Source organism: Amycolatopsis sp. VS8301801F10 (assembly GCF_046195355.1).
Classification (GTDB): domain Bacteria; phylum Actinomycetota; class Actinomycetes; order Mycobacteriales; family Pseudonocardiaceae; genus Amycolatopsis.
Genome location: NZ_CP176065.1, coordinates 5,876,081 through 5,894,515 on the forward strand (window position 1 = coordinate 5,876,081; position 18,435 = coordinate 5,894,515).

Here is an 18,435-nt window from a genome sequence, read left to right on the forward strand (position 1 = left end):
AGCGCGCGAGGAAGCGCTCACGGGTCCGGTTGTGCCACGTTTTCCGCGAGCCGGGTCAGCAATGCGGCCAGGGTCGCTATTTCGTCGTCGGTGAAGCCGCGGCGCATCCGCTTGTCGTGCGCGATCGCGGCGTCGGCGAGGCGGTGGAAGGTGCGCTCGCCGTGGTCGGTCAGCTCGACCTGGTGCACGCGCCGGTTTTCCGGGTCGCGGGTGCGGGTGAGCAGGCCGGCGGTTTCCATGCCGTTGAGGTGGTGGGTGAGCGTCGCGCCCTGGATGCCGACGGCGTCGGCGAGTTCCCGCTGGCTTGCGTGCCGGCGGGTTTTGAGCGCGATGAGGATCTGCCAGACCGGCTGCGATCCGCCGACCTCGGCCAGTGCGCGGTCGAACGCCTGGCCGGCGGTCTTGGCGGTGCGGGCGAGGAGAACGCCGAGCGGCGGCATGGCGGGTCGGGGCACGAGAGGACGGTACCGCAGGATCGTCGACCTCTAACCGTTTGACGACGAATGATTAGATGTCTAACGTTTGTGCTGTCTCATCGAATGGCACTGGAGGGCATCATGACCGCTGCGGACATCGCTCAACTGGGCAAACGCTGGGCCGCCGCGGAGGTCGCGGCTGACACGGAGACGCTGGGCTCCCTGGTCGCCGACGAGTTCCGGCTCGTCGGGCCGCTCGGCTTCGTGCTCGACCGGCAGCAGTGGCTGGGCCGGTACGAGTCCGGCGCGCTGGCGACGCTGCGGCTCGACTGGCGGGACGTCGAGGTCCGCGTGCACGGTGACACCGCGATCGCGATCGGCGTGCACGACCAGGAGGCGACCCATCAGGGCAACCGCGTCGACGGGACGTTCCGGGCCACCCACGTGCTCGTCCGCGGCGAAGACGGCTGGCGGATCGCGGGAATGCACCTCAGCCCGATGGGCGCGCCGCCCGCTTTCGCACGCTGATCCGCCGGGTCGGAGCGGGCCTGAAGGAGCCCTGAAGGAATCTGGCTCCCCCAGGGTTCCCTCCCGGACGTTCGGGTGGCGGGGTCAGGGTTTGTGCCACAGGTGGACGTTGTTGTCCGCGGTCGAGCCGGACGTGGTGGCGATGGTGTTCCGGTCCGGGCTCACCGAGAGCGAGGCGATTCCGGGCAGGCCCGCGCCCTCCTGTTTCCCGTCGAGCCCGAGCACGACGAGGGTGCCCGCCGACAGCGCGAGAAGGTGCTGGTCGTCGAGCCCGGCGAGGGCCATGGTCATCCGGACGGTCCCGTTTTGCTGGTCGATCCGCGTGGGGGCGAGCGTGAAGGCTGGCCGGAGTTCCTGGTGCGCGGCGGTGTCCCACTGGTGCACTTTCGCTGGTTGGCGGGCTTCGCCGCTGGTGGTGATCAGCGTTCGGCCGTCCGGGCGGAAAGCGAAGCAGCAGAGCCGTTCGTTCGCGGCCATGGTGATCGGGGCGCCCGCTGGTTTGAGCGAAGCCACGTCCCACAGGCGGAACTGGCCGGGGTGGCCGGAGTGGCCGTTCCACTGGTAGACGGCGAGCGTGTGCCCGTCGGGGCTGAACTCCGAGTATCGGAAGGCGGCCGGGGTGTCGATGCTGCCGACGCGGGTGCGGTCGGCGACCCGCCACACGTCGAGCCTGCGCGGGGAGGCCATCGGCACGGTCAGGAGGCTGCCGTCGGGGCTGAGCGCGGGCCAGCCGCCGTCGCGGTCGATGCCGTCGAATACGAGCGGTGCGCTGGTTTCCTGGCCGGTCCACGCGTTCCAGGTCTGCGTTGTGAGCTGGGCGTCTTTGACCCGCGCGGTGACGAGGGAAAGTCCGTCGAGGCCGAAAGCCATGCCCGCCACGCTCGTCTCGGGGAAGGGGCCGAGGCGGCGGCCGACCGGTTTGCGCGTGTCGACGTCCAGCACCTCCAGGGTGAAGTCGGCGTCCGCCGTGGCGAGCAGGCGTCCGTCGTGGTTGTACTGGAGGAACTGCGGATGCCCTCGGGCGACGAGGAACCCGGATTCGACCAGCGGCGGCTGCGGTGCGGGCGGAAGCGCGTCCGGCTTGGGCGGGCCCGGCCACGCGAGCCATCCGGCGAGTCCGAGGAGGACCAGGGCGAGCGCGCCGAGCAGGATTCGCCGCCGCGAGAGCGGGGGCGGCGGGGCGGCCGGGAAGTCTTCTGTGACCTGGTGGATCACCGGGTCGGTTTTGTCCTCTGCCGGCTGAGCGTCGAGGAACGGGGCGAGTTCGGCCGTCTGTTCCGCGATGAGCTTTTCGACGGCGGGCGGCCACGGGGCGGCAGCCGGGCCGATCGTTTCGAGCAGTTGCGAGGCGGTGGGCCGGTCGGCCGGGTTTTCCGCGAGGCACGGGCGAATCGCCTCGGGGAGGGCGGTTTCCGCGGCGAGAAGCGTGCCGAGTGCGTACAGGTCGGCGGCGGGGTCGCTGCCGGTCGCGCGGGGGACGAGCCTGGCCCCGTGGTTCGTGAGCCGGACGTGGGACGGGACCAGATTTCCGTGTGCGAGCCCGACGCTGTGGAGCCGGGTCAGGTCGGCCGCGATCCCGGCGGCCAGCCGGAGGACCGCCGGTTCGGGCAGTGCGCCGGGCACGTCCTCGAGCGCGGGTCCGGGATGGAATTCCGAGGCATGCCAAGGCGTGGCCGCGTCCGGGTCGGCTTCGAACACCGCGCTCAACGCCGCGGCCTCAGCACGGAATCCGCTGTCCTCGGCGGTGTTCGGGAGCGTGAGCGCGACGAGCCGGTCGTCCGGTCCGCTGCCGAGCAGCACCCTGGTCTTCTCGTCCCGGCGCAGTTCCGCGAGCACTCGGTACTGTCCGAGCCAGAGCGGGTCGCCGAGCGCCGGTCTTCTCATCAGCTGCCTCCCCAGAGCTGTCCGAGAAGAGCGATCCTGCCAGGTTCGCGGCCGCCTGAGGGGCGAATCCGGGTCACCGCGGGCCGGGCGGGTCAGCTGTGCCGTGGCGGGTCCTGCGCTCCGACGCCCAGCACGCGGCCCAGTGCGATGAGCCCCTCGTCGAGGTGGCTGAGGCTGGAGAGGACGGCTCGGGTCTCGGCCTCGTCGATCCGGTCGGCGACCGGGGTTCCGTCGTCGCGGACGAGTTTGCGGGTCCGCGTGCTGCCCGGGTTGCTGACCGCCTCGTGCACCAGGTCGACGTTCGCGATGATCCGGCCGGCGAACTGGTCCAGCCGTTCCGAGACCGGTCCGGCGAGCTGGCCGGGCTGTGCGCGGGCGGCGACGTGCCGGGCGCGGAAGGCGATGCCCTCCAGCGTGGTCAGCACGTGCCAGCCGTAGTCGCGGCGGGCGCTGCGCAGGTTGATCGGGTGGGTGAGCGGTTCGATGGTCAACCGCACCTGCTCGACCGCGCGGTCGAGGTCGCGGGACATTTCGATGATGTTCACGTTCTCGCGGCCGGACAGCAGCTTCGCGGCCGATTCGATGAACTCGTGCAGTTCGTCGAGCGCGACCGCGATGTCGTCCAGCATCACCGCGCGGGTGCGGACCGGCAGCACCACCACGGCGGCGAGCAGCCCGCACGCCGCGCCGACCGCGGTTTCGGCGACCCGGATCCACAGCACCTCGATGCTGAACGTGCCGAGCAGGCTGTAGAGCAGTCCCAGCATGCTGGTCACGAAGAACGCCATCAGGAACTGCGACACCCGCGCGGTGTAGACCATGCCGAAGACGCAGACCAGCAGCAGCGCGAGGATCGCCGGGGTGTTGCCGCTGACCAGCAGCGCCAGCGCGACGCCGCCGACGATGCCCAGCAGGGTCCCGCCGGTGCGGCGCATGCCCTTCACGAACCGGGCCCCGGCGCTGGACGTGCCGATGAACACGACGAACACCGTCAGCACCGCCCAGTACCAGCGCTGCGGCGAGATCAGCTGCCCGGCCAGCACGGCGAGCCCGCCGCCGAGCACGGCCTGGATGGCGCCGCGGGTCTGGTTGTCGTAGGCGAACGCCTTGGCGGGTTCTTCCTCCTCGTCCTCTTCGGCCGGGAAGTCCACTGTGGACGACCGGCTCGCGATGCGCTGCGCCCGGTCGTCCGCGACGGCCAGTTCGGCGATCGCGCGGCGGACTCCGTCGCCGGGGTGCGCGCGTTCGTCGATCCGGCTGCCCTCCACCAGCATCCGGCTGTACTCGCCGGTCTCGCTGATCAGCGGCAGGTCGCGCGGGTCGCGTTCCATCAGCGACCGGAACCGGGCCAGCCGGGCCACCAGATCGTCCGCGACGCCCTCGGGCAGCGGCTGCGAGCACGTCCGGCGCACGGTGATCACCAGCCACTGCACGGCCAGTTCGACCTCGATCACCCGGCGGCGCAGCTGGTCGGCGCGGCGGTCGTCGACCACGTCCGGCGCGTGGTCCTCGATCAAGAGGACCACCTCGTGCAGCCGCTCCACTGCCGTGCGGATCTGGCGGGTGCTGCGGTCCGAGCCGCCGGACGAGATGTACGCCTCGGCCGCCCGCACCGCCGCGCCGAGCCGCGCGCGGAACGCCTGCCGGTAGCGGATCAGCTCGCTTTCGGCGTTGCGGCGCAACAGAAGGAACCGCACGACCGCGTTCGCCGCGATCCCGATGGTCAGCGCGATGAGCAGGTGCGGCACCTGCGCGAGATGCGCCTGCAGGAACATCGGGAAGAAGAACAGGAAGAATGCCATCGACCCGAGCGCGATGCCGCGCGCGCCGAACCGCTGCACGTACACCGCGACGAAGATCAGCAGCACGAACACGACGCTGTCGAGCGGTGCGTAGGCGGAGCCGAAACAGGCGGCGGTGATCGAGGCGGCCCCCACCAGCAACGCGAGCAGAAGCGTGACGGCCTGGCCGCCGCTGGTGGCGTCGTTGACGGTGAACGCGCTCATCATCGCCGCGATGGCCGCGACGAGCGTGGTGGTGAGCGGGAAGTGCAGCGGCAGCATCGCGAGCACCGCGAGGACGATGCCGAGCACCGCCGACGCGGCGAGCCGCAGCCGGACGAGGCCGGGGTCGGCTGCCGCCAGCCGGTCGAGGAAGGCGTTGCGCACGGCGGTGATCATCGGGCCAGCAGCTCCCACTGGGCGAGGGCGACGCGCCGCCGCGTCGAGGCGCGGACCCGCAGCCGGTAGTGCCGGCACGCGGCGGGGTCGGCGAGCACGAACGGCCGGGTCTGGCGCCGCCAGCGGAACACCTCGCCGGAGCGTTCGTCCAGAATCCGCCATCGCCGGCCGTCGTCCGAGCCTTCGAGCACCCAGTCCTGCGGATCGCCCGCGCTGCTGCCGGAGGTGAGCGTGTACAGGACGACCTCGCGCGGTTCGCCGTCCGCGGTGAAGGTGATGGTCGGCCGGGGCGTGCGGAAGACGGCCTGGGTGCGGCTGGTGTTGTCCGACAGAGCGGCGATTCCGGTGCCGGTGAGGTCTTTCAGCGGCGCGGGGGCGACCGGGGCGACCGGTTCGCCGCCCCAGTCGCCGGGCTCGGCGCGGACGTCGAACTCCAGCACCGCGCCGCGGGCGAGGACCGCGTGCGCGAGGGTGGCCGAAGGGTGCGGTTCGCCGTCGACGGTCAGGCCGTGCACGTAGGGCGTGCCGGTCGCGGCGCGGGGTGCTCGGATCACCAGGTCCTTTCCGTTGTCGAGGTGCACGGTGGCGGAGCGGAACAGCGGCGCGCACACCGCGTACCGCGGGCTGCCGACGGCCAGCGGGTAGAGACCGAGGGCGGTGAAGACATACCAGGCCGACATTTCCCCGTTGTCCTCGTCCCCGGGATAGCCCTGGCCGATCTCGCTTCCGAGGTACAGCCGGCGCAGCACCTCGCGGACGGTCCGCTGGAGTTTCGCCTGCGCCCCGGCGAAGGCGTAGACGAACGGGATGTGGTGCGAGGGCTGGTTGGAGTGCCCGTACTGGCCCATCCGCACGTCCCGGGCCTCGGTCATCTCGTGGATCCGGCCGTCCTGGCCGGTCTCCGGGGTGCGGAAGAACTCGTCCAGCTTCGCCTCGAGACCCGCCGGTCCGCCGTGCAGCGCGGCGAGACCGGGGCCGTCGTGCGGCACGGAGAACGCGGTGTTCCAGGCGTTCGTCTCCACGTAGTCCGGGCCCCACGCGCCGGGGTCGAATCCGGCGGGTGCGTGGCGCCAGCCGCCGTCGAGGGTGCGGCCCTGGAAGAAGCCGATCCGGGCGTCGAAGTGGTTGGCGTAGTGCTGGGCGCGCTGGCGGAGGTAGACGGCGTTATCGGCGAACCGGCGGGCCCGCGCGCCGCTGCTTTCCCGGGCGAGCGCGTCGGACAGGTTGGCGAGGCCGAAGTCGTTGAGACAGCCTTCGAGCGCCCAGGACAGGCCGCCGCGCGTCGAGGTCGGCGTGTATCCGAGGAACGCGGAACGGTCGAGACCCTTGCGGCCCACGCCCTTGCGCGGCGGGGTGACGGTGGCGTTCTTGAGCGCGGCGTCGTAGGCGGCCTCGACGTCGAAGTTCGTCACGCCCTTCAGGTACGCGTCGGCGAACGCGACGTCGGAGCTGGTGCCGGTCATCAGGTCGGCGTATCCGGGGGAGGACCAGCGGGCGATCCAGCCGCCTTCGCGGTACTGCTGCACGAAACCGTCGATCATCCGGCCGCACTGGCGCGGCGCGAGCAGCGCGTACGCGGGCCAGGCGGTGCGGTAGGTGTCCCAGAAGCCGTTGTTGACGTACAGTTCGCCGTCCACGACCTTCGCGCCGGTGCGCCGCCGCGTGCTCGGGCGGAAGCTCCGCACGACCGGGCTCGCGTGCCGGATGCCGCGCGGCGTGTTCTCGTGCGCGACGTTCGGATACAGGAACAGCCGGTAGAGGCACGAGTAGAAAGTGGTCAGCTCGTCCTCGGACGCGCCCTCCAGCTCGACCCGGCCGAGCACCTCCTGCCAGCGTTCCCGCGCCCGGTCCCGGACCTGGTCGAACGTCGTGCCTGCCGGGATTTCCAGCGCCAGGTTGCGTTTCGCCTGCGCGAGGCTGATCAGCGACGTCGCGATCCGCAGCGTCGCCTCGGGGACGGCGAACTCCAGGCTGCCGGTCACCGTCCGCCAGAACGGCCGCCGGATCCGCCCGCCTTTCTCCGGCCGCTGGTCGGCTTCGGCGTACACGAACATGCGCCGCGCGCCGGTCGAGAGCCCGCTCCGCACCCACGTGTGCCCGGTGACGATCCCGCGCTCGGCGTCGATCCGCAGGCCGCCGCGGTTGCGGGCGTTGTCGAACAGCACCCAGCCGCGGCCGTCCGGGAAGCCGAAGCGGAACATCGCGGCGTGCTCGGACGGCGCGACCTCGGCGGTGATCCCGCCGCGGAACCGGACGCGGTAATGGTGCGGCCGGTCGGTCTCGTCGTCGTGGCTGAACGCCAGCGAACGCCGCCCGCGGTCCGGCTCGACCGGTCCGGCGCCGGGCATCAGGTGGAAGGTGTGCCGGTCGCCCATCCACGGGCTCGGCTGGTGGCTGAGCCCGAACGCCTGCAGCCGCGGCTCGTTCCGCTCGTCGTTGTGCCGGTGGTAGGAGTAGAACCAGTTCAGCGCGCGTGCGTCGGTGACCGGGGTCCAGAAGTTGAACCCGTGCGGGACCGCGGTGGCCGGGAAGGTGTTGCCGCGCGAGAACTCGCCGCTGGAATGCGTGCCGCGAGTCGTGCGGACCCAGTCGACCGGGTCCTGGTGCCGCGGCGGACGCTCGGCGATCCGGACGTCGTCCAGCCAGCCTGTCGCGTCGCCGTCGAACGCGGTCACCAGCAGGATCCGCCGCACCCGCCGCCCGGCGAATGCCTGCAGCGGACGACGCACGAGGTTCCACTGGTCGACGTAGAGCGTCTCCGGGTCCGGGGCGAACCCGGCGCGGCTGCCGTCGGCGAACTCGACATCGAGCGCGACGTGCGTGCTGCGATCGTCGGATGCGGGGAAGACCACATACGACAGTGCACTGTGGCCGGTGACCGGAATGTCCACCTCGAACAGCACGAGAGGCGGCCCGGCCTGGTAGCGCAAGGCTTTCGCCCCGGTGAACCCGACGCCGGTCTTCGCGGTCGGCGACCGGCGCGGCCCGCTGTCCACCCGCAGTCCGGGAGCGACCGGCTGCGGATCGCCCGCTTCGAACGAGGAGAAGAACGCAGCCGTGGTCACGCCCCCACGGTAATCGCTCCCGCGCCGGCTTCGCCGGTTCAGCTCGCGGTGAGCCGGATCAACCCCGCGTCAGTGGAGGCGAACCCGCAGGCGTCGAAGTAGAACGGGCGCAGATGCGGTTCGAAGTCCACGTGCAGCCACTCGCAACCCGCGTCCCTCGCCGCGTCCCGCGCGCGCCGGACGAGTTCGGTGCCGATGCCGCGGTGCTGCCAGTCCGCGTGCACCTTCGGGTCGAGGAGGAACGCGTGGTCCGCGCCGTCCCACGCGACGTTCGCGAAGCCGACCAGCCGGCCGCCGTCGTGCGCGCTGACCCAGCCGAGGCTGTGCTGCTTCGCCCGGTCCCACCAGCCGGTCTCGGGGTCGCCGCCGTGGGCTTGGGTGAGGGCGACGAGCTGCGCGTCGGTGAGGTCGGCGCGCCAGGAGTAGTTGATCTTCATCACGCGACGCTCTCACGTTGGGGTGCTGGTGACCACTCGATAACGTGCCTGCCGGAACTGACTCCGGTCGGCTGACGTCAGCAGTCCGTCACGACTCGGCGGCGGTCTTCGATCGTCTTGGCCCAGCCGCCTCGGCAACCGAAAACAGAGGCGACGAGCGCTGCCAAAGTGCATGCGAAGACGCGAAGCGAGCGAAGCATTTCAAGCCTTTCCCTGGTGAAATCGGCTATTGCACGCTTCCTCTGGTGGCTCCTCTTTCGGCACGGGGATGTGCTCATGTGACGCCCGCTTCCGCTACTGAAAATAAGCTCAAGCAGTTCCCGTCGGCCGGAACCCGTGAAGAGCACGTCGTTTTCCCCAATCCGGGGACCGCCATAAAAAGGGGCTCTCGAGGGAATCAGCTTCCCCCAAGAGCCCCCTCGCAGTCAGCCGGTCAGAGCTGCGCGCACTGCCCGCCCATCGGACCCCGGACCGTGTTGGCCAGGTCGTGATCCGTCGGGGCGGGGGAGTTGCCCGTGCAGGCCAGCGGCCCGCCCACGGTGCTGCTCGCGATCAGCGGCCCCTGGTTGCCGGTCAGGTTCACCGGGCCGGAGATGTCGGTCAGCTCGATCGACACCGGGCCGGCGCTGCCGGTGATCGACACCGGACCGGACACCTTCGTCCGGTTCAGCACCACCTGCGCCGCACCCGCCGCCGCGACCGGGCCGGTGATCTGGCCGCCGCGCACGAGCAGCGAAGCGCCGCGCGCCACGTTCACCGGGCCCGACACCGTCGCGCCGTTCAGGCACACCACGCTGCTCGACACGGTCAGCGGGCCGTTCTGCACGCCGGTCAGCGTCTTCGTGCACGACGCGTCCGGGCGGCCCAGCAGCTCGAACTCCGCCAGCGTCGCCGGACCGCCCGCGGTCGCGGTGACCTCCAGCCGGTAGTAGGCGTAATGCGCCGGGTTCTTCACCGCGAACGCCCGGGTCTGCTGCCGCCACGGGAAGGACTGGCCGGTCTGCTGATCGGCGACCGTCCAGGTCTTCCCGTCATAGGAACCCTTCAGCGTCCAGCTCTTCGCGTCGCCCGCGCCGGTGCCCGAGGTGAGCGTGTAGTGCGTGACCGCCTCGTCGGCCGACTTCAGCTGGTACTGCACCGCGCCGGTCACCTTCGCTTGCGTGCGCGAAGTGTTGTCCAGCAACGCCGACGCGTCCGAACCGTCCGAAGTGGACAAAGTGCCCAGCCCCGGCCCGGTCTCGTCGTGCAGCGGCGTCGGCACCGCGTCGCCGGTGGTGATCGACTTCGGCGCGTCGCCGGCGCCGGTGCCCCACGTCGACGGGTTCGGGCCCATGTCGAAGTCGAGCGTGGCGCCGTGGGCGAGCACGTCGTGCGGCAGCGACGTCGACGTCCAGTTCTTCCCGTTGACCTTCAGCCCCTGGACGTACACGTTCTTCGCCGAGTTCTTCGGCGCGTTGACCACCAGGTCCCCGCCGGGCAGGTGCACGGTCGCCTTGGTGAACAGCGGCGACCCGATCGCGTAGTCCGGGCTGCCCATCTGCAGCGGGTAGAAGCCCAGCGCGCTGAAGACATACCACGCGGACATCTCGCCGTTGTCCTCGTCGCCCGCGTAGCCCTGGCCCAGTTCGCTGCCGGTGTACAGCCGCGACACCGCTTCGCGCACCTTCGCCTGCGTCTTCGCCGGCTGGCCCGCGTAGTCGTACATGTAGAGGATGTGGTGCGAAGGCTGGTTGGAGTGGCCGTACTGGCCCATCCGCACGTCCCGCGCCTCCCGCATCTCGTGGATCACGCCGCCGTAGCTGCCCGGGAAGTTCGCGGTCTCCTGGTCGGCGAAGAACGCGTCGAGCTTCGCGCCCAGCTTGTCCTTGCCGCCGTAGAGATTCGCCAGCCCCTGCCCGTCCTGTGGCACGGTGAAGGCCATGTTCCAGCCGTCGGTCTCGGTGTAGTCCCCGCCCCACTGGCGCGGGTCGTAGTCGGCCTTGGCCTTCGTGAACTTCCCGCTCGCGTCCTTGCCCTGGAAGAACCCGGTGCTCGGATCGAAGAGGTTCACGTACTGCTGCGCCCGGCTCGTGAAGTAGTGGTAGTTCTCCAGGTACTCCGCCTTGCGCGGATCGTTCGCCGCCGCCTGGTCGTACATCTTCTTCGACAGGTTCGCGATGCCGAAGTCGTTGACGTAGCCCTCGATCGCCCACGAGAAGCCCTCGCCGGTCGAATTCGGCGTGTAGCCCAGGAAAATCGACTGGTCCAGACCCTTGCGGCCGACCGCGGAGTTCGGCGGCGTCACCGTCGCGTTCTTCAGCGCCGCGTCATAGGCGGACTTGACGTCGAAGTTCGTCACGCCCTTCTGGTACGCGTCGGCGAACGCGACGTCCGAACTGGTGCCGGTCATCAGGTCCGCGTAACCGGGGGAGGACCAGCGCGCGATCCAGCCGCCGTCGCGGTACTGCTGCACGAACCCGTCCACCATCTTGCCCGCCATGTCCGGCGTGAGCAGCGAATACGCCGGCCAGGTGGTCCGGTAGGTATCCCAGAAGCCGTTGTTGACATACGTCTGCCCGTCGACGATCTTCGACCCGGTGCGGGTCGCGGTGTCCGCGCCGGTCTTCGGCGACACCGGGCTGGCGTACTGGTACTTCGGCGCTTCCTTCGTGCCGACGTTCTCGAAGCCCTCGTTCGGGTACAGGAACAGCCGGTACAGGTTGGAGTACAGCGTCTCCAGCTGGTCCTTCGACGCGCCTTCGACCTCGATCACGCCGAGCTGCTTGTCCCACGCCTGCTGAGCCGCGTCCCGCACCTGGTCGAACCCGGCGTTCGGGGCGATCTCCTGCTCCAGGTTCTTCTTGGCCTGGTCCACGCTGATCAGCGACGTCGCGATCCGCATCGTCACGGTCTTGTCCGCGCCCGCGGCGAACCGCAGGTACCCGGTCACGTTGTCCCGGTTCTGCCCGGTCAGCTTGCCCCCGGTCGTGACGGGCTTGTCGAACGTCGCGTAGACGAACATCCGCCCGGCGCCCGCGGACAGGCCGCTCTTGGCGTCGGAATAACCGCTGAGCGTGCCGTTCGCCGGGTCGAGCGTGAGCCCGCCGGAGTTGTTGACGTTGTCGAAAATCAGGCTGGAATCATTGCCCGGGAAGGAGAACCGCAGCATCGCCGCGTGGTCGGCCGGCGCGATCTCGGTCTTGATCCCGTTCTGGAACGTGACGCCGTAATAGTGCGCCCGCGCCACCTCGTTGTCGTGCGTGAACGGCAGCGCCCGCTTGTCGCGGTTGGCGTCCGGCACCCCGCTCGCGGCCGACGGCATCACCTGGAAGCTCTGCCGGTCGCCCATCCACGGGCTCGGCTCGTGGCTCACGCTGAACGCCTGCAGCTGCGGGAGATTCTCCGCGTTGTTCTGCGAATGGTAGTTGTACAGCCAGCTCGCCGAACCCGCGTCCGTCACCGGCGTCCAGAAGTTGAAGCCGTGCGGAACCGCGGTCGCCGGGAAGTTGTTGCCCCGGGAGAACGTGCCGTTCGCCATGGTGCCGCGCGTGGTGCGCACGTTGTCGCTGGGCCGGGTGCTGGCCGGCGGCGTCGGCGTCGCGGAGATCTTCAGATCGTCGAGCCAGCCCGCGAACTGCGCCGGGCCGCTGGGATTGTCGTAGCCGATCGCGATCCGGTCGATCGTCTTGCCCGCCGCGACCCGCCCGATCGCCGAACGCACCAGGTTCCACTGGTTCGCGTAGAGGACCTTGCTCGCGCCCTGGCCCTCCGGCGTCAGCGGAAACCCGTACTGGTCGGTCGCGCCGAGGTCGCGCAGATGCGTGCCGTCGGTGAAGTCCAGGTCGACCGCGACGTTCGTGCTCGGATACTTCAGATCGCCCTCGACGAACTGCGGCTGCACCTTGTACGACAACTCGGTCGTCGCGGTCACCGGCAGATCGACGTCGTAGACCTTGTTGTAGGAGTAGCCGTGCCCGGCCTTGGGCTGGCTGCCCGAGTAGCGGAACGCCTTCTTGCCGGTGAACCCGACCCGGTTCTTGTTGGTGTAGCCCGACGTCGGCCCGGAATCGACCACGCTGCGCATGTTCGGCAGCGGCGGCGGGGCCGGATCGTCGTTGGCCAGCAGCAGCTCCGAGAACTGCATGATGTCGTCGCCGTTGTTGCGCGTGACGTTCAGCCGGTAGTAGGCGAACGCGGCGCTCGGCGCGGCCAGCTTGTAGTCGTTCTGCTGGAAACGGCTGGCGAACGACTGCCCGGACTGCTTGTCCAGATCGGTCCACCGCTGCGCGTCGTTCGAGCCCTGCAGCGTCCAGTCCCGCGGGTCCCGGCCGGGGAAGTCGTTGGCCGAACTGACCGCGTAATGCGTGATCGACGTCGGCGCGGAAAGCGCGAACGTCACCGACGCCGTCGGGTCCCACGACAGCCACTTCGTCCCGGTGCTGCCGTCGATCAGGTTCGCGGCGACCTCGCCGCCGCCGGTGTTCTCGCTGGTCGCGCTGACGTCGGTGACCTTGCCCCGGATGTCGCCGGGGATCGCGGTCCCGTTCGCGCCGTCGACGCCCGAGGCCCGCGGCTTCCCCGCGGCATCGGTGTCGACAGCGTCCTGGATCGGTTGCGGGTCGTTCGGCTCGAACGAAGACACGAAATCCGGCGGGGCGGCCTCGCCCGGCGCGGCACCGGCCGCGGCGGGCAGGACGACCAGGCCCGCCGCCGCCACCGCCGCGGCGAGCACGGCGGGCAACGGTCTGGCGCTTCGGGGCATCATTGCTCCCAGTTCGTCAGGGGATCGGGGCCCGGGACAACGGACGTCCCGGGGCCCCGGAAGCTCAACGCGCGGGTGACATCGATGTCAAGACCGCCCCGGAATCCTGACCGGAAACGGACAACCCCCGGCGGCCCGGCTACGGCAACCGGGTGTCTGCCGGCCCGCCAGGGCTCTCCGCGGCTGGCCGAAGCGACGGCCGCAGGGCTCGGCGCCGCGAACGCACCGGCCCCGCGGCCCGGCGGGTATAACGGACCCCATGCCAGACGACGCCATCGATCCCGACGAGGACGCCCGCCGCCGGGCCGGACTCGCCCTCGCCCACGGCGACCCCACCGGGTGGTTCGAGCCCCTCTACGCCGCGGCGGAAGCGGGCGAAGCCGTCCTGCCGTGGTACCGCGGCGAGCCCTCGCCGGAACTCGCCGCCTGGCTCGACGGCCGTCCCGGCAACGGACGCCGCGCGCTCGTCGTCGGCTGCGGAATGGCCGACGACGCCGAACTCCTCGCCGCCGCCGGATACGAGACCTCCGCCTTCGACGTCTCGCCCAGCGCGATCAAGGCCGTGCTCAACCGCTTCCCGGACACCGCCGTCTCCTACCGCACCGCGGACCTGCTCGCCCCGCCCGCGGAATTCCACTACGCCTTCGACCTGGTCGTGGAGATCATGACCGTCCAGTCGATGCCCAAGGACGTCCACGACCCCGCGATCGCCTCGGTGTCCGGATTCGTCGCGCCGGGCGGAACGCTCGTCGTCGGCGCGGTCGCCGAGGAAAGCATCGACCTCGACAGCTGGGAGGGCCCGCCGTGGCCGCTCGGCAAAGCCGAAGTCGAGTCCTTCGCCCGCGACGGCGTCACCCTGACCTCGCTGGAGCGCGTCCGCGACGACAGCCGCTGGTGGGCGGAGTTCACCCGCTGACGGCACCGGACAGTCCCGCGAAGAGCCGCGACCGGCAATCGCGCACCGCGCCGCCGAACTGTCCATTGTGGACACCGAAGCGGCGAAACCGCGGCGGCGCAACCACAAAAGAAAGGCCAGCCTCGCGTCCGGCGCCGAACCGGACGCGAGGCCACGCCGGAACCCTCAGCAAGACTCCAGGAACCGCGTCAGCACCCGCGTCCCGAACCGCAGCCCGTCCACCGGCACCCGCTCGTCCACGCCGTGCGCCATCGCCCGGTACGGGAAGCCCTCCGGCAGCGCCAGGGGAGCGAAGCCGTAGCACGCCATCCCCAGCTGCGTGAACGCTTTCGCGTCCGTCCCGCCGCCCATGCAGTAGGGCACCACGACCGCCTCCGGGTCCTCCGCCCGCAGCGCGCCGGCCATCGCCTCGAACCACGGCGAATCGACCGGAGCCTGCACCGGCGGCTGATGCGCCACGAATTCCCGCGCGACGCCCTCGCCCAGCAACGAATCCACCACCGCGAACAGCTCGTCCTCGGTCCCCGGCAGCACCCGGACGTCGACCTGCGCGGTCGCCGTCGACGGGATCACGTTCACCTTGTACCCGGCGTCGAGCATCGTCGGCGTGGTGCTGTTGCGCACCGTCGGCGCCACCAGCGACCCGGCGGCTCCCAGCCGCGCCACGGTTTCGTCGACCGCCTCGCCCGACGACAGGTCCACCGGCACGCCCAAAGCCGCGCCGGTCCGTTCCAGGAACGCCCGCACGGTCGGCGTCAGCTGCACCGGCCAGCGGTGGTCCGCGATCCGCTGCAGCGCCCCGACCAGCCGCACGACCGCGTTCTCCGCATTAGGCCGCGACCCGTGCCCGGCGCGCCCGTGCGCGGTGAGCCGCAGGTGCGCGGTGCCGCGCTCGGCAGTGGCGACCGGATACAGCCGCACCTTCCGGCCGTCCGCCGCGGACACGTGATAGCTGTACCCGCCGGACTCGCTGATCGCCGCCGCGCAGCCCTCGAACAGGTCCGCGTGCTCCTTGACCAGCCAGTGCGCGCCGTAGTCGCCGCGGTCCTCCTCGTCGGCGACGAACGCCAGCACGAGATCCCGCCGCGGCGTCAGCCCGGAGGCGACGGCGGCCAGCACCATCGCGCAGAAATCCTTCATGTCGACCGCGCCGCGGCCCCACAGGAACCCGTCGCGCACCTCGCCGGAAAACGGCGGTACAGACCAGTCGGCGGCGCGGGCGGGCACCACGTCCAGATGCCCCTGCACGAGCAGCGCGGGCAGCGTCGGATCGGTCCCCGGGATCCGCGCGACGACGTTCGACCGCTGCAGCTCGGGCTCCAGAATCCGCGCCGGAACCCCGTGCCGGTCAAGGAATTCGGCGACGTACTCCGCCGCGAGCCGTTCGCCCGCGGCCTCCCCGCCGCCGTAGTTGGTGGTGTCGAACCGGATCAGGTCCGCGCACAGCGAAACAACGTCGACCTCAGCCATAAATGCCTTGCACCGCCCCTGCCGCGATGGCCGTGACCACCTTGAACGCCTTCATCGCCTCGGTCATGCTCGGCGCCTCGAACGCGACGCGGCGCGTCCCGGTCTGCTCCACGGTCGGGATCACCGCGGTCGCCTGCGCCAGATGGCTCGCGTCGAACTCGACCTCGATCCGGTGCCGCCCCGGCGTCCGCTCGGTCCGCCCGGCCCGCGCCATCGCCTCCCGCGCACCGGTTTCCAGCAGCCGCGCGGTGCGCGCGGGCGGCAGGCAGATCGCCGCGTACCGGCTCACGCATTCCTTGACCTGCACCAGTTCCGCGTCCGGCGCGTAGTCGCGCGCGTCCTCGCAGGTCTGGTCGTCGCCGCTGACCAGCAGCACCGGCACGCCGTACTCGCCGGCCATCGCCGCGTTCAGCCTGCCCTCGCTCGCCGGCACGTCGTCCAGCCACACTCCGGTGATCTGGTTCTCCAGATACGTGTGGGACAGGACGCCGTCGAACCCGGCCCCGGCGTGGTAGCCGAGGAACACCACACCGTCCACACCGGAATCGATGCCCTGCATCATCGACAGCGGCTTGTGCCGCCCGGTCAGCATCCGCGCGCGCTCGTCGAGGTCTTCCAGCAGCAGGTTGCGCTGCGACGAGTGCGCCTCGTTGACGAGCACGTCGGTCGCGCCCGCCGCGTACAGGCCGGCCAGCACCGCGTTGACGTCGCCGGTGAACAGGCCCCGGAACCGCTGCCACTGCGGGCTCCCGGGCACGACGTCGTCGGTCCAGGTGACCCCCGTGGCGCCTTCCATGTCGGCCGAGATCAGGATCCGCATGCCGGGCACTCTAGTGATCCCCGCCGCGACCATAACGATCGGACACGCAGCGGCGCCGTCACATATTGCGCGCTTCCCGCCGTATGTGGTTACTTTTCGTCTCTGGGGTCGGGGATTGACGATGGGGTGGTTCTCAAGTGCGAAATAAGCACAAGCGGCACGGGTTGCGCCGCGTTTTCGGTGTCGCGATGGCGGGAACGCTGGCGATTCTGCCGCTCGCGGGCACCGCCGCGGCGCAGCCGGCACAGCAGCAGGGGCAGCCGAAGGTGCTGCGGGTCGCGCTGACCACTGGTATCGACCACTTGAACCCGTTCACCGCCGGGCTCGCCGCGTCGACCCAGGTCGGCCGGTTCGTCTACGAGTTCCTGACGATCCCGTCGCAGGACAAGGCCGAGGCCGCCCCGGCGCTCGCCGAATCGTGGACGACGTCGCCGGACAAGCTGACCTGGACGTTCAAGATCCGCCAGGGCGCGAAGTGGTCCGACGGGCAGCCGGTCACCGCGAAGGACGCCGCGTTCACCTTCAACCGGATGCTCACCGACTCCACCGCGCGCACCGCGAACGGCAACTACGTCGCGAGCTTCGAGTCGGTGAACGCGCCGGACGACCGCACGCTGGTGATCAAGACCAAGACGGTGCAGTCGTCGATGACGCTGCTGGACGTCCCGATCGTGCCCGAGCACGTGTGGTCGCAGATCAAGGACCTCAATGACCCGAAGACCGACACGATCCCGGTCGTCGGCGTCGACGACGGGCCGTTCCAGATCACCGAGTACAAGCAGAACGAGTACGTCAAGTTCAAGGCCAACAAGAACTACTGGCGCGGCGCGCCGAAGGTCGACGAACTGCAGCTGCTGGTGTTCAAGGACGTCGAGGCCGCGGTGAACGCCCTCAAACAGGGCGAGGTCGACGTCATCAACCGGCTCACCCCGATCCAGTTCGACGCGCTCAAGGGCCAGCCGAACATCGAGCTGAACAAGGCTCCCGGCCGCCGCTACAACGCGCTCAACCTCAACTTCGGCGTCCAGAACTCGGAAAACAAGCCGATCGGCAACGGCAACCCGGTGCTCAAGGACATCCGGGTGCGCCAGGCGATCGCGCAGTCGATCGACATCAAGACCATCGTGGACAAGGTCGCCGGCGGCTACGCCCAGCCCGGCGGCGGCGTGATCCCGCCGATCTATTCGACCTACCACTGGGATCCGGCCCCGGGGGAGGCGCGCAAGTTCGACCTCGCCGCCGCCAACGCCGCGCTCGACGCGGCCGGCTACCCGAAGGGCCAGGACGGCATCCGCACCGCGCCCGGCGGCGCGCGCCTCGAACTGCGCCTCACCGGGCACGCGAACCGCGCCGGCGACCAGCGGCTCGCCCAGTACCTCACCGGCTGGCTGCACGACATCGGCATCTCGGTGAAACAGGAACTCGTCTCCGACGACGAGCTGAACGACCGCACCAACGCGGGCAACTACGACCTCGCGATCTCCGGCTACGCGAACAACCCGGACCCGGACTACTCGCTCGCCCTGCACACCTGCGCCGCGCGGCCGAACGCCCAGGGCAAGGGCGGCACCACCGACACGTTCTTCTGCGACCCGCAGTACGACGCGCTCTACGCCAAGCAGCTCGCCGAAACCGACCCGGCCGTCCGCGCCGGCTACGTCAAGCAGGCCCAGGCGCGGCTGTACAGCCAGGCGGTGAACGTCGTCTACGACTACGACAACGTGCTCGAGGCTTACCGCTCCGACAAGTTCTCCTCCTTCGGCAAGCAGCCGCAGCCCGAGGGCTCGATCCTCGAGCAGACCGCCTACTGGGGCGTCTACGGCGCGGTACCCGCCGACGCGTCGGCCGCTTCGTCGGACAGCGGCTCCAGCCCGGTCGTGTGGATCGTCGTCGGCGCGGTGGTGCTCGTCGTGCTCGTGGGCGGCGGCATCGCGCTGTCCCGCCGCGGCAAGTCCGCCGACGACCGGGAGTAGGAGAA

Annotated in this window: 11 protein-coding genes; 3 read left to right on the forward strand and 8 right to left on the reverse strand. The window is 70.5% G+C overall.

Translation table 11 applies throughout. The annotated features are described in order from the left end of the window. Positions 1 to 17 precede the first annotated feature (17 nt). Positions 18 to 440: a MarR family winged helix-turn-helix transcriptional regulator gene (locus F9C11_RS27710; RefSeq protein WP_409186984.1), complete on the reverse strand. Its 423-nt coding sequence runs from the start codon at positions 438 to 440 to the stop codon at positions 18 to 20. A 117-nt stretch (positions 441 to 557) separates the two neighbouring features. On the opposite strand from F9C11_RS27710, the gene F9C11_RS27715 reads away from it, so the two are divergent. Continuing rightward, a complete protein-coding gene (locus tag F9C11_RS27715) occupies positions 558 to 944 on the forward strand; it encodes a nuclear transport factor 2 family protein (RefSeq protein WP_409180293.1) in 387 nt (128 codons plus the stop codon). An 84-nt stretch (positions 945 to 1,028) separates the two neighbouring features. Here F9C11_RS27715 and F9C11_RS27720 read toward each other — a convergent pair whose 3' ends face one another. The 5 genes from F9C11_RS27720 to F9C11_RS27740 all read right to left on the reverse strand — a co-directional run bounded on the left by F9C11_RS27720 (position 1,029) and on the right by F9C11_RS27740 (position 13,251). After that, the gene (locus F9C11_RS27720) at positions 1,029 to 2,828 is read right to left on the reverse strand and encodes a hypothetical protein (protein ID WP_409180294.1); all 1,800 of its coding nucleotides are present in this window, start codon (positions 2,826 to 2,828) and stop codon (positions 1,029 to 1,031) included. Positions 2,829 to 2,920: 92 nt separating this feature from the next. After that, the gene (locus tag F9C11_RS27725) at positions 2,921 to 5,008 is read right to left on the reverse strand and encodes an FUSC family protein (protein WP_409180295.1); all 2,088 of its coding nucleotides are present in this window, start codon (positions 5,006 to 5,008) and stop codon (positions 2,921 to 2,923) included. Continuing rightward, positions 5,005 to 8,073 (reverse strand): GH92 family glycosyl hydrolase, encoded by a 3,069-nt coding sequence (locus F9C11_RS27730; RefSeq protein ID WP_409180296.1) that lies wholly within the window; start codon positions 8,071 to 8,073, stop codon positions 5,005 to 5,007. Before F9C11_RS27730 ends, F9C11_RS27725 begins: the two co-directional genes overlap by 4 nt. A 38-nt stretch (positions 8,074 to 8,111) precedes the next feature. After that, on the reverse strand, positions 8,112 to 8,510 hold the full coding sequence (locus F9C11_RS27735) for a GNAT family N-acetyltransferase (RefSeq protein WP_409180297.1): 399 nt from the start codon (positions 8,508 to 8,510) through the stop codon (positions 8,112 to 8,114). A gap of 433 nt (positions 8,511 to 8,943) precedes the next feature. Then, positions 8,944 to 13,251 (reverse strand): GH92 family glycosyl hydrolase, encoded by a 4,308-nt coding sequence (locus tag F9C11_RS27740; protein WP_409180298.1) that lies wholly within the window; start codon positions 13,249 to 13,251, stop codon positions 8,944 to 8,946. A gap of 259 nt (positions 13,252 to 13,510) precedes the next feature. Here F9C11_RS27740 and F9C11_RS27745 point away from each other — a divergent pair, with 259 nt between their 5' ends. Then, on the forward strand, positions 13,511 to 14,167 hold the full coding sequence (locus F9C11_RS27745) for a class I SAM-dependent methyltransferase (protein WP_409180299.1): 657 nt from the start codon (positions 13,511 to 13,513) through the stop codon (positions 14,165 to 14,167). Between the two features lie 165 nt (positions 14,168 to 14,332). Here the strand turns inward: F9C11_RS27745 and F9C11_RS27750 are convergent, their stop codons facing one another. Together F9C11_RS27750 and F9C11_RS27755 are read right to left on the reverse strand one after the other, a co-directional pair. Next, positions 14,333 to 15,637 carry a M20/M25/M40 family metallo-hydrolase gene (locus tag F9C11_RS27750; RefSeq protein WP_409180300.1) on the reverse strand — a complete coding sequence of 435 codons (1,305 nt, stop codon included), beginning with the start codon at positions 15,635 to 15,637 and terminating at the stop codon, positions 14,333 to 14,335. Beyond that, positions 15,630 to 16,457, reverse strand: coding sequence for a M55 family metallopeptidase (locus tag F9C11_RS27755; RefSeq protein WP_409180301.1), 828 nt, complete (start codon positions 16,455 to 16,457; stop codon positions 15,630 to 15,632). Before F9C11_RS27755 ends, F9C11_RS27750 begins: the two co-directional genes overlap by 8 nt. A 188-nt stretch (positions 16,458 to 16,645) precedes the next feature. Here F9C11_RS27755 and F9C11_RS27760 point away from each other — a divergent pair, with 188 nt between their 5' ends. Then, on the forward strand, positions 16,646 to 18,430 hold the full coding sequence (locus tag F9C11_RS27760; protein ID WP_409180302.1) for an ABC transporter substrate-binding protein: 1,785 nt from the start codon (positions 16,646 to 16,648) through the stop codon (positions 18,428 to 18,430). Positions 18,431 to 18,435 lie beyond the last annotated feature (5 nt).

Bases quoted from the DNA above. Each gene is read 5' to 3' on its own strand.
- F9C11_RS27710 (WP_409186984.1), bottom strand. From the start codon at position 440: ATGCCGCCGCTCGGCGTTCTCCTCGCCCGCACCGCCAAGACCGCCGGC.
- F9C11_RS27715 (WP_409180293.1), top strand. From the start codon at position 558: ATGACCGCTGCGGACATCGCTCAACTGGGCAAACGCTGGGCCGCCGCG.
- F9C11_RS27720 (WP_409180294.1), bottom strand. From the start codon at position 2,828: ATGAGAAGACCGGCGCTCGGCGACCCGCTCTGGCTCGGACAGTACCGA.
- F9C11_RS27725 (WP_409180295.1), bottom strand. From the start codon at position 5,008: ATGATCACCGCCGTGCGCAACGCCTTCCTCGACCGGCTGGCGGCAGCC.
- F9C11_RS27735 (WP_409180297.1), bottom strand. From the start codon at position 8,510: ATGAAGATCAACTACTCCTGGCGCGCCGACCTCACCGACGCGCAGCTC.
- F9C11_RS27740 (WP_409180298.1), bottom strand. From the start codon at position 13,251: ATGCCCCGAAGCGCCAGACCGTTGCCCGCCGTGCTCGCCGCGGCGGTG.
- F9C11_RS27745 (WP_409180299.1), top strand. From the start codon at position 13,511: ATGCCAGACGACGCCATCGATCCCGACGAGGACGCCCGCCGCCGGGCC.
- F9C11_RS27750 (WP_409180300.1), bottom strand. From the start codon at position 15,637: ATGGCTGAGGTCGACGTTGTTTCGCTGTGCGCGGACCTGATCCGGTTC.
- F9C11_RS27755 (WP_409180301.1), bottom strand. From the start codon at position 16,457: ATGCGGATCCTGATCTCGGCCGACATGGAAGGCGCCACGGGGGTCACC.
- F9C11_RS27760 (WP_409180302.1), top strand. From the start codon at position 16,646: ATGGCGGGAACGCTGGCGATTCTGCCGCTCGCGGGCACCGCCGCGGCG.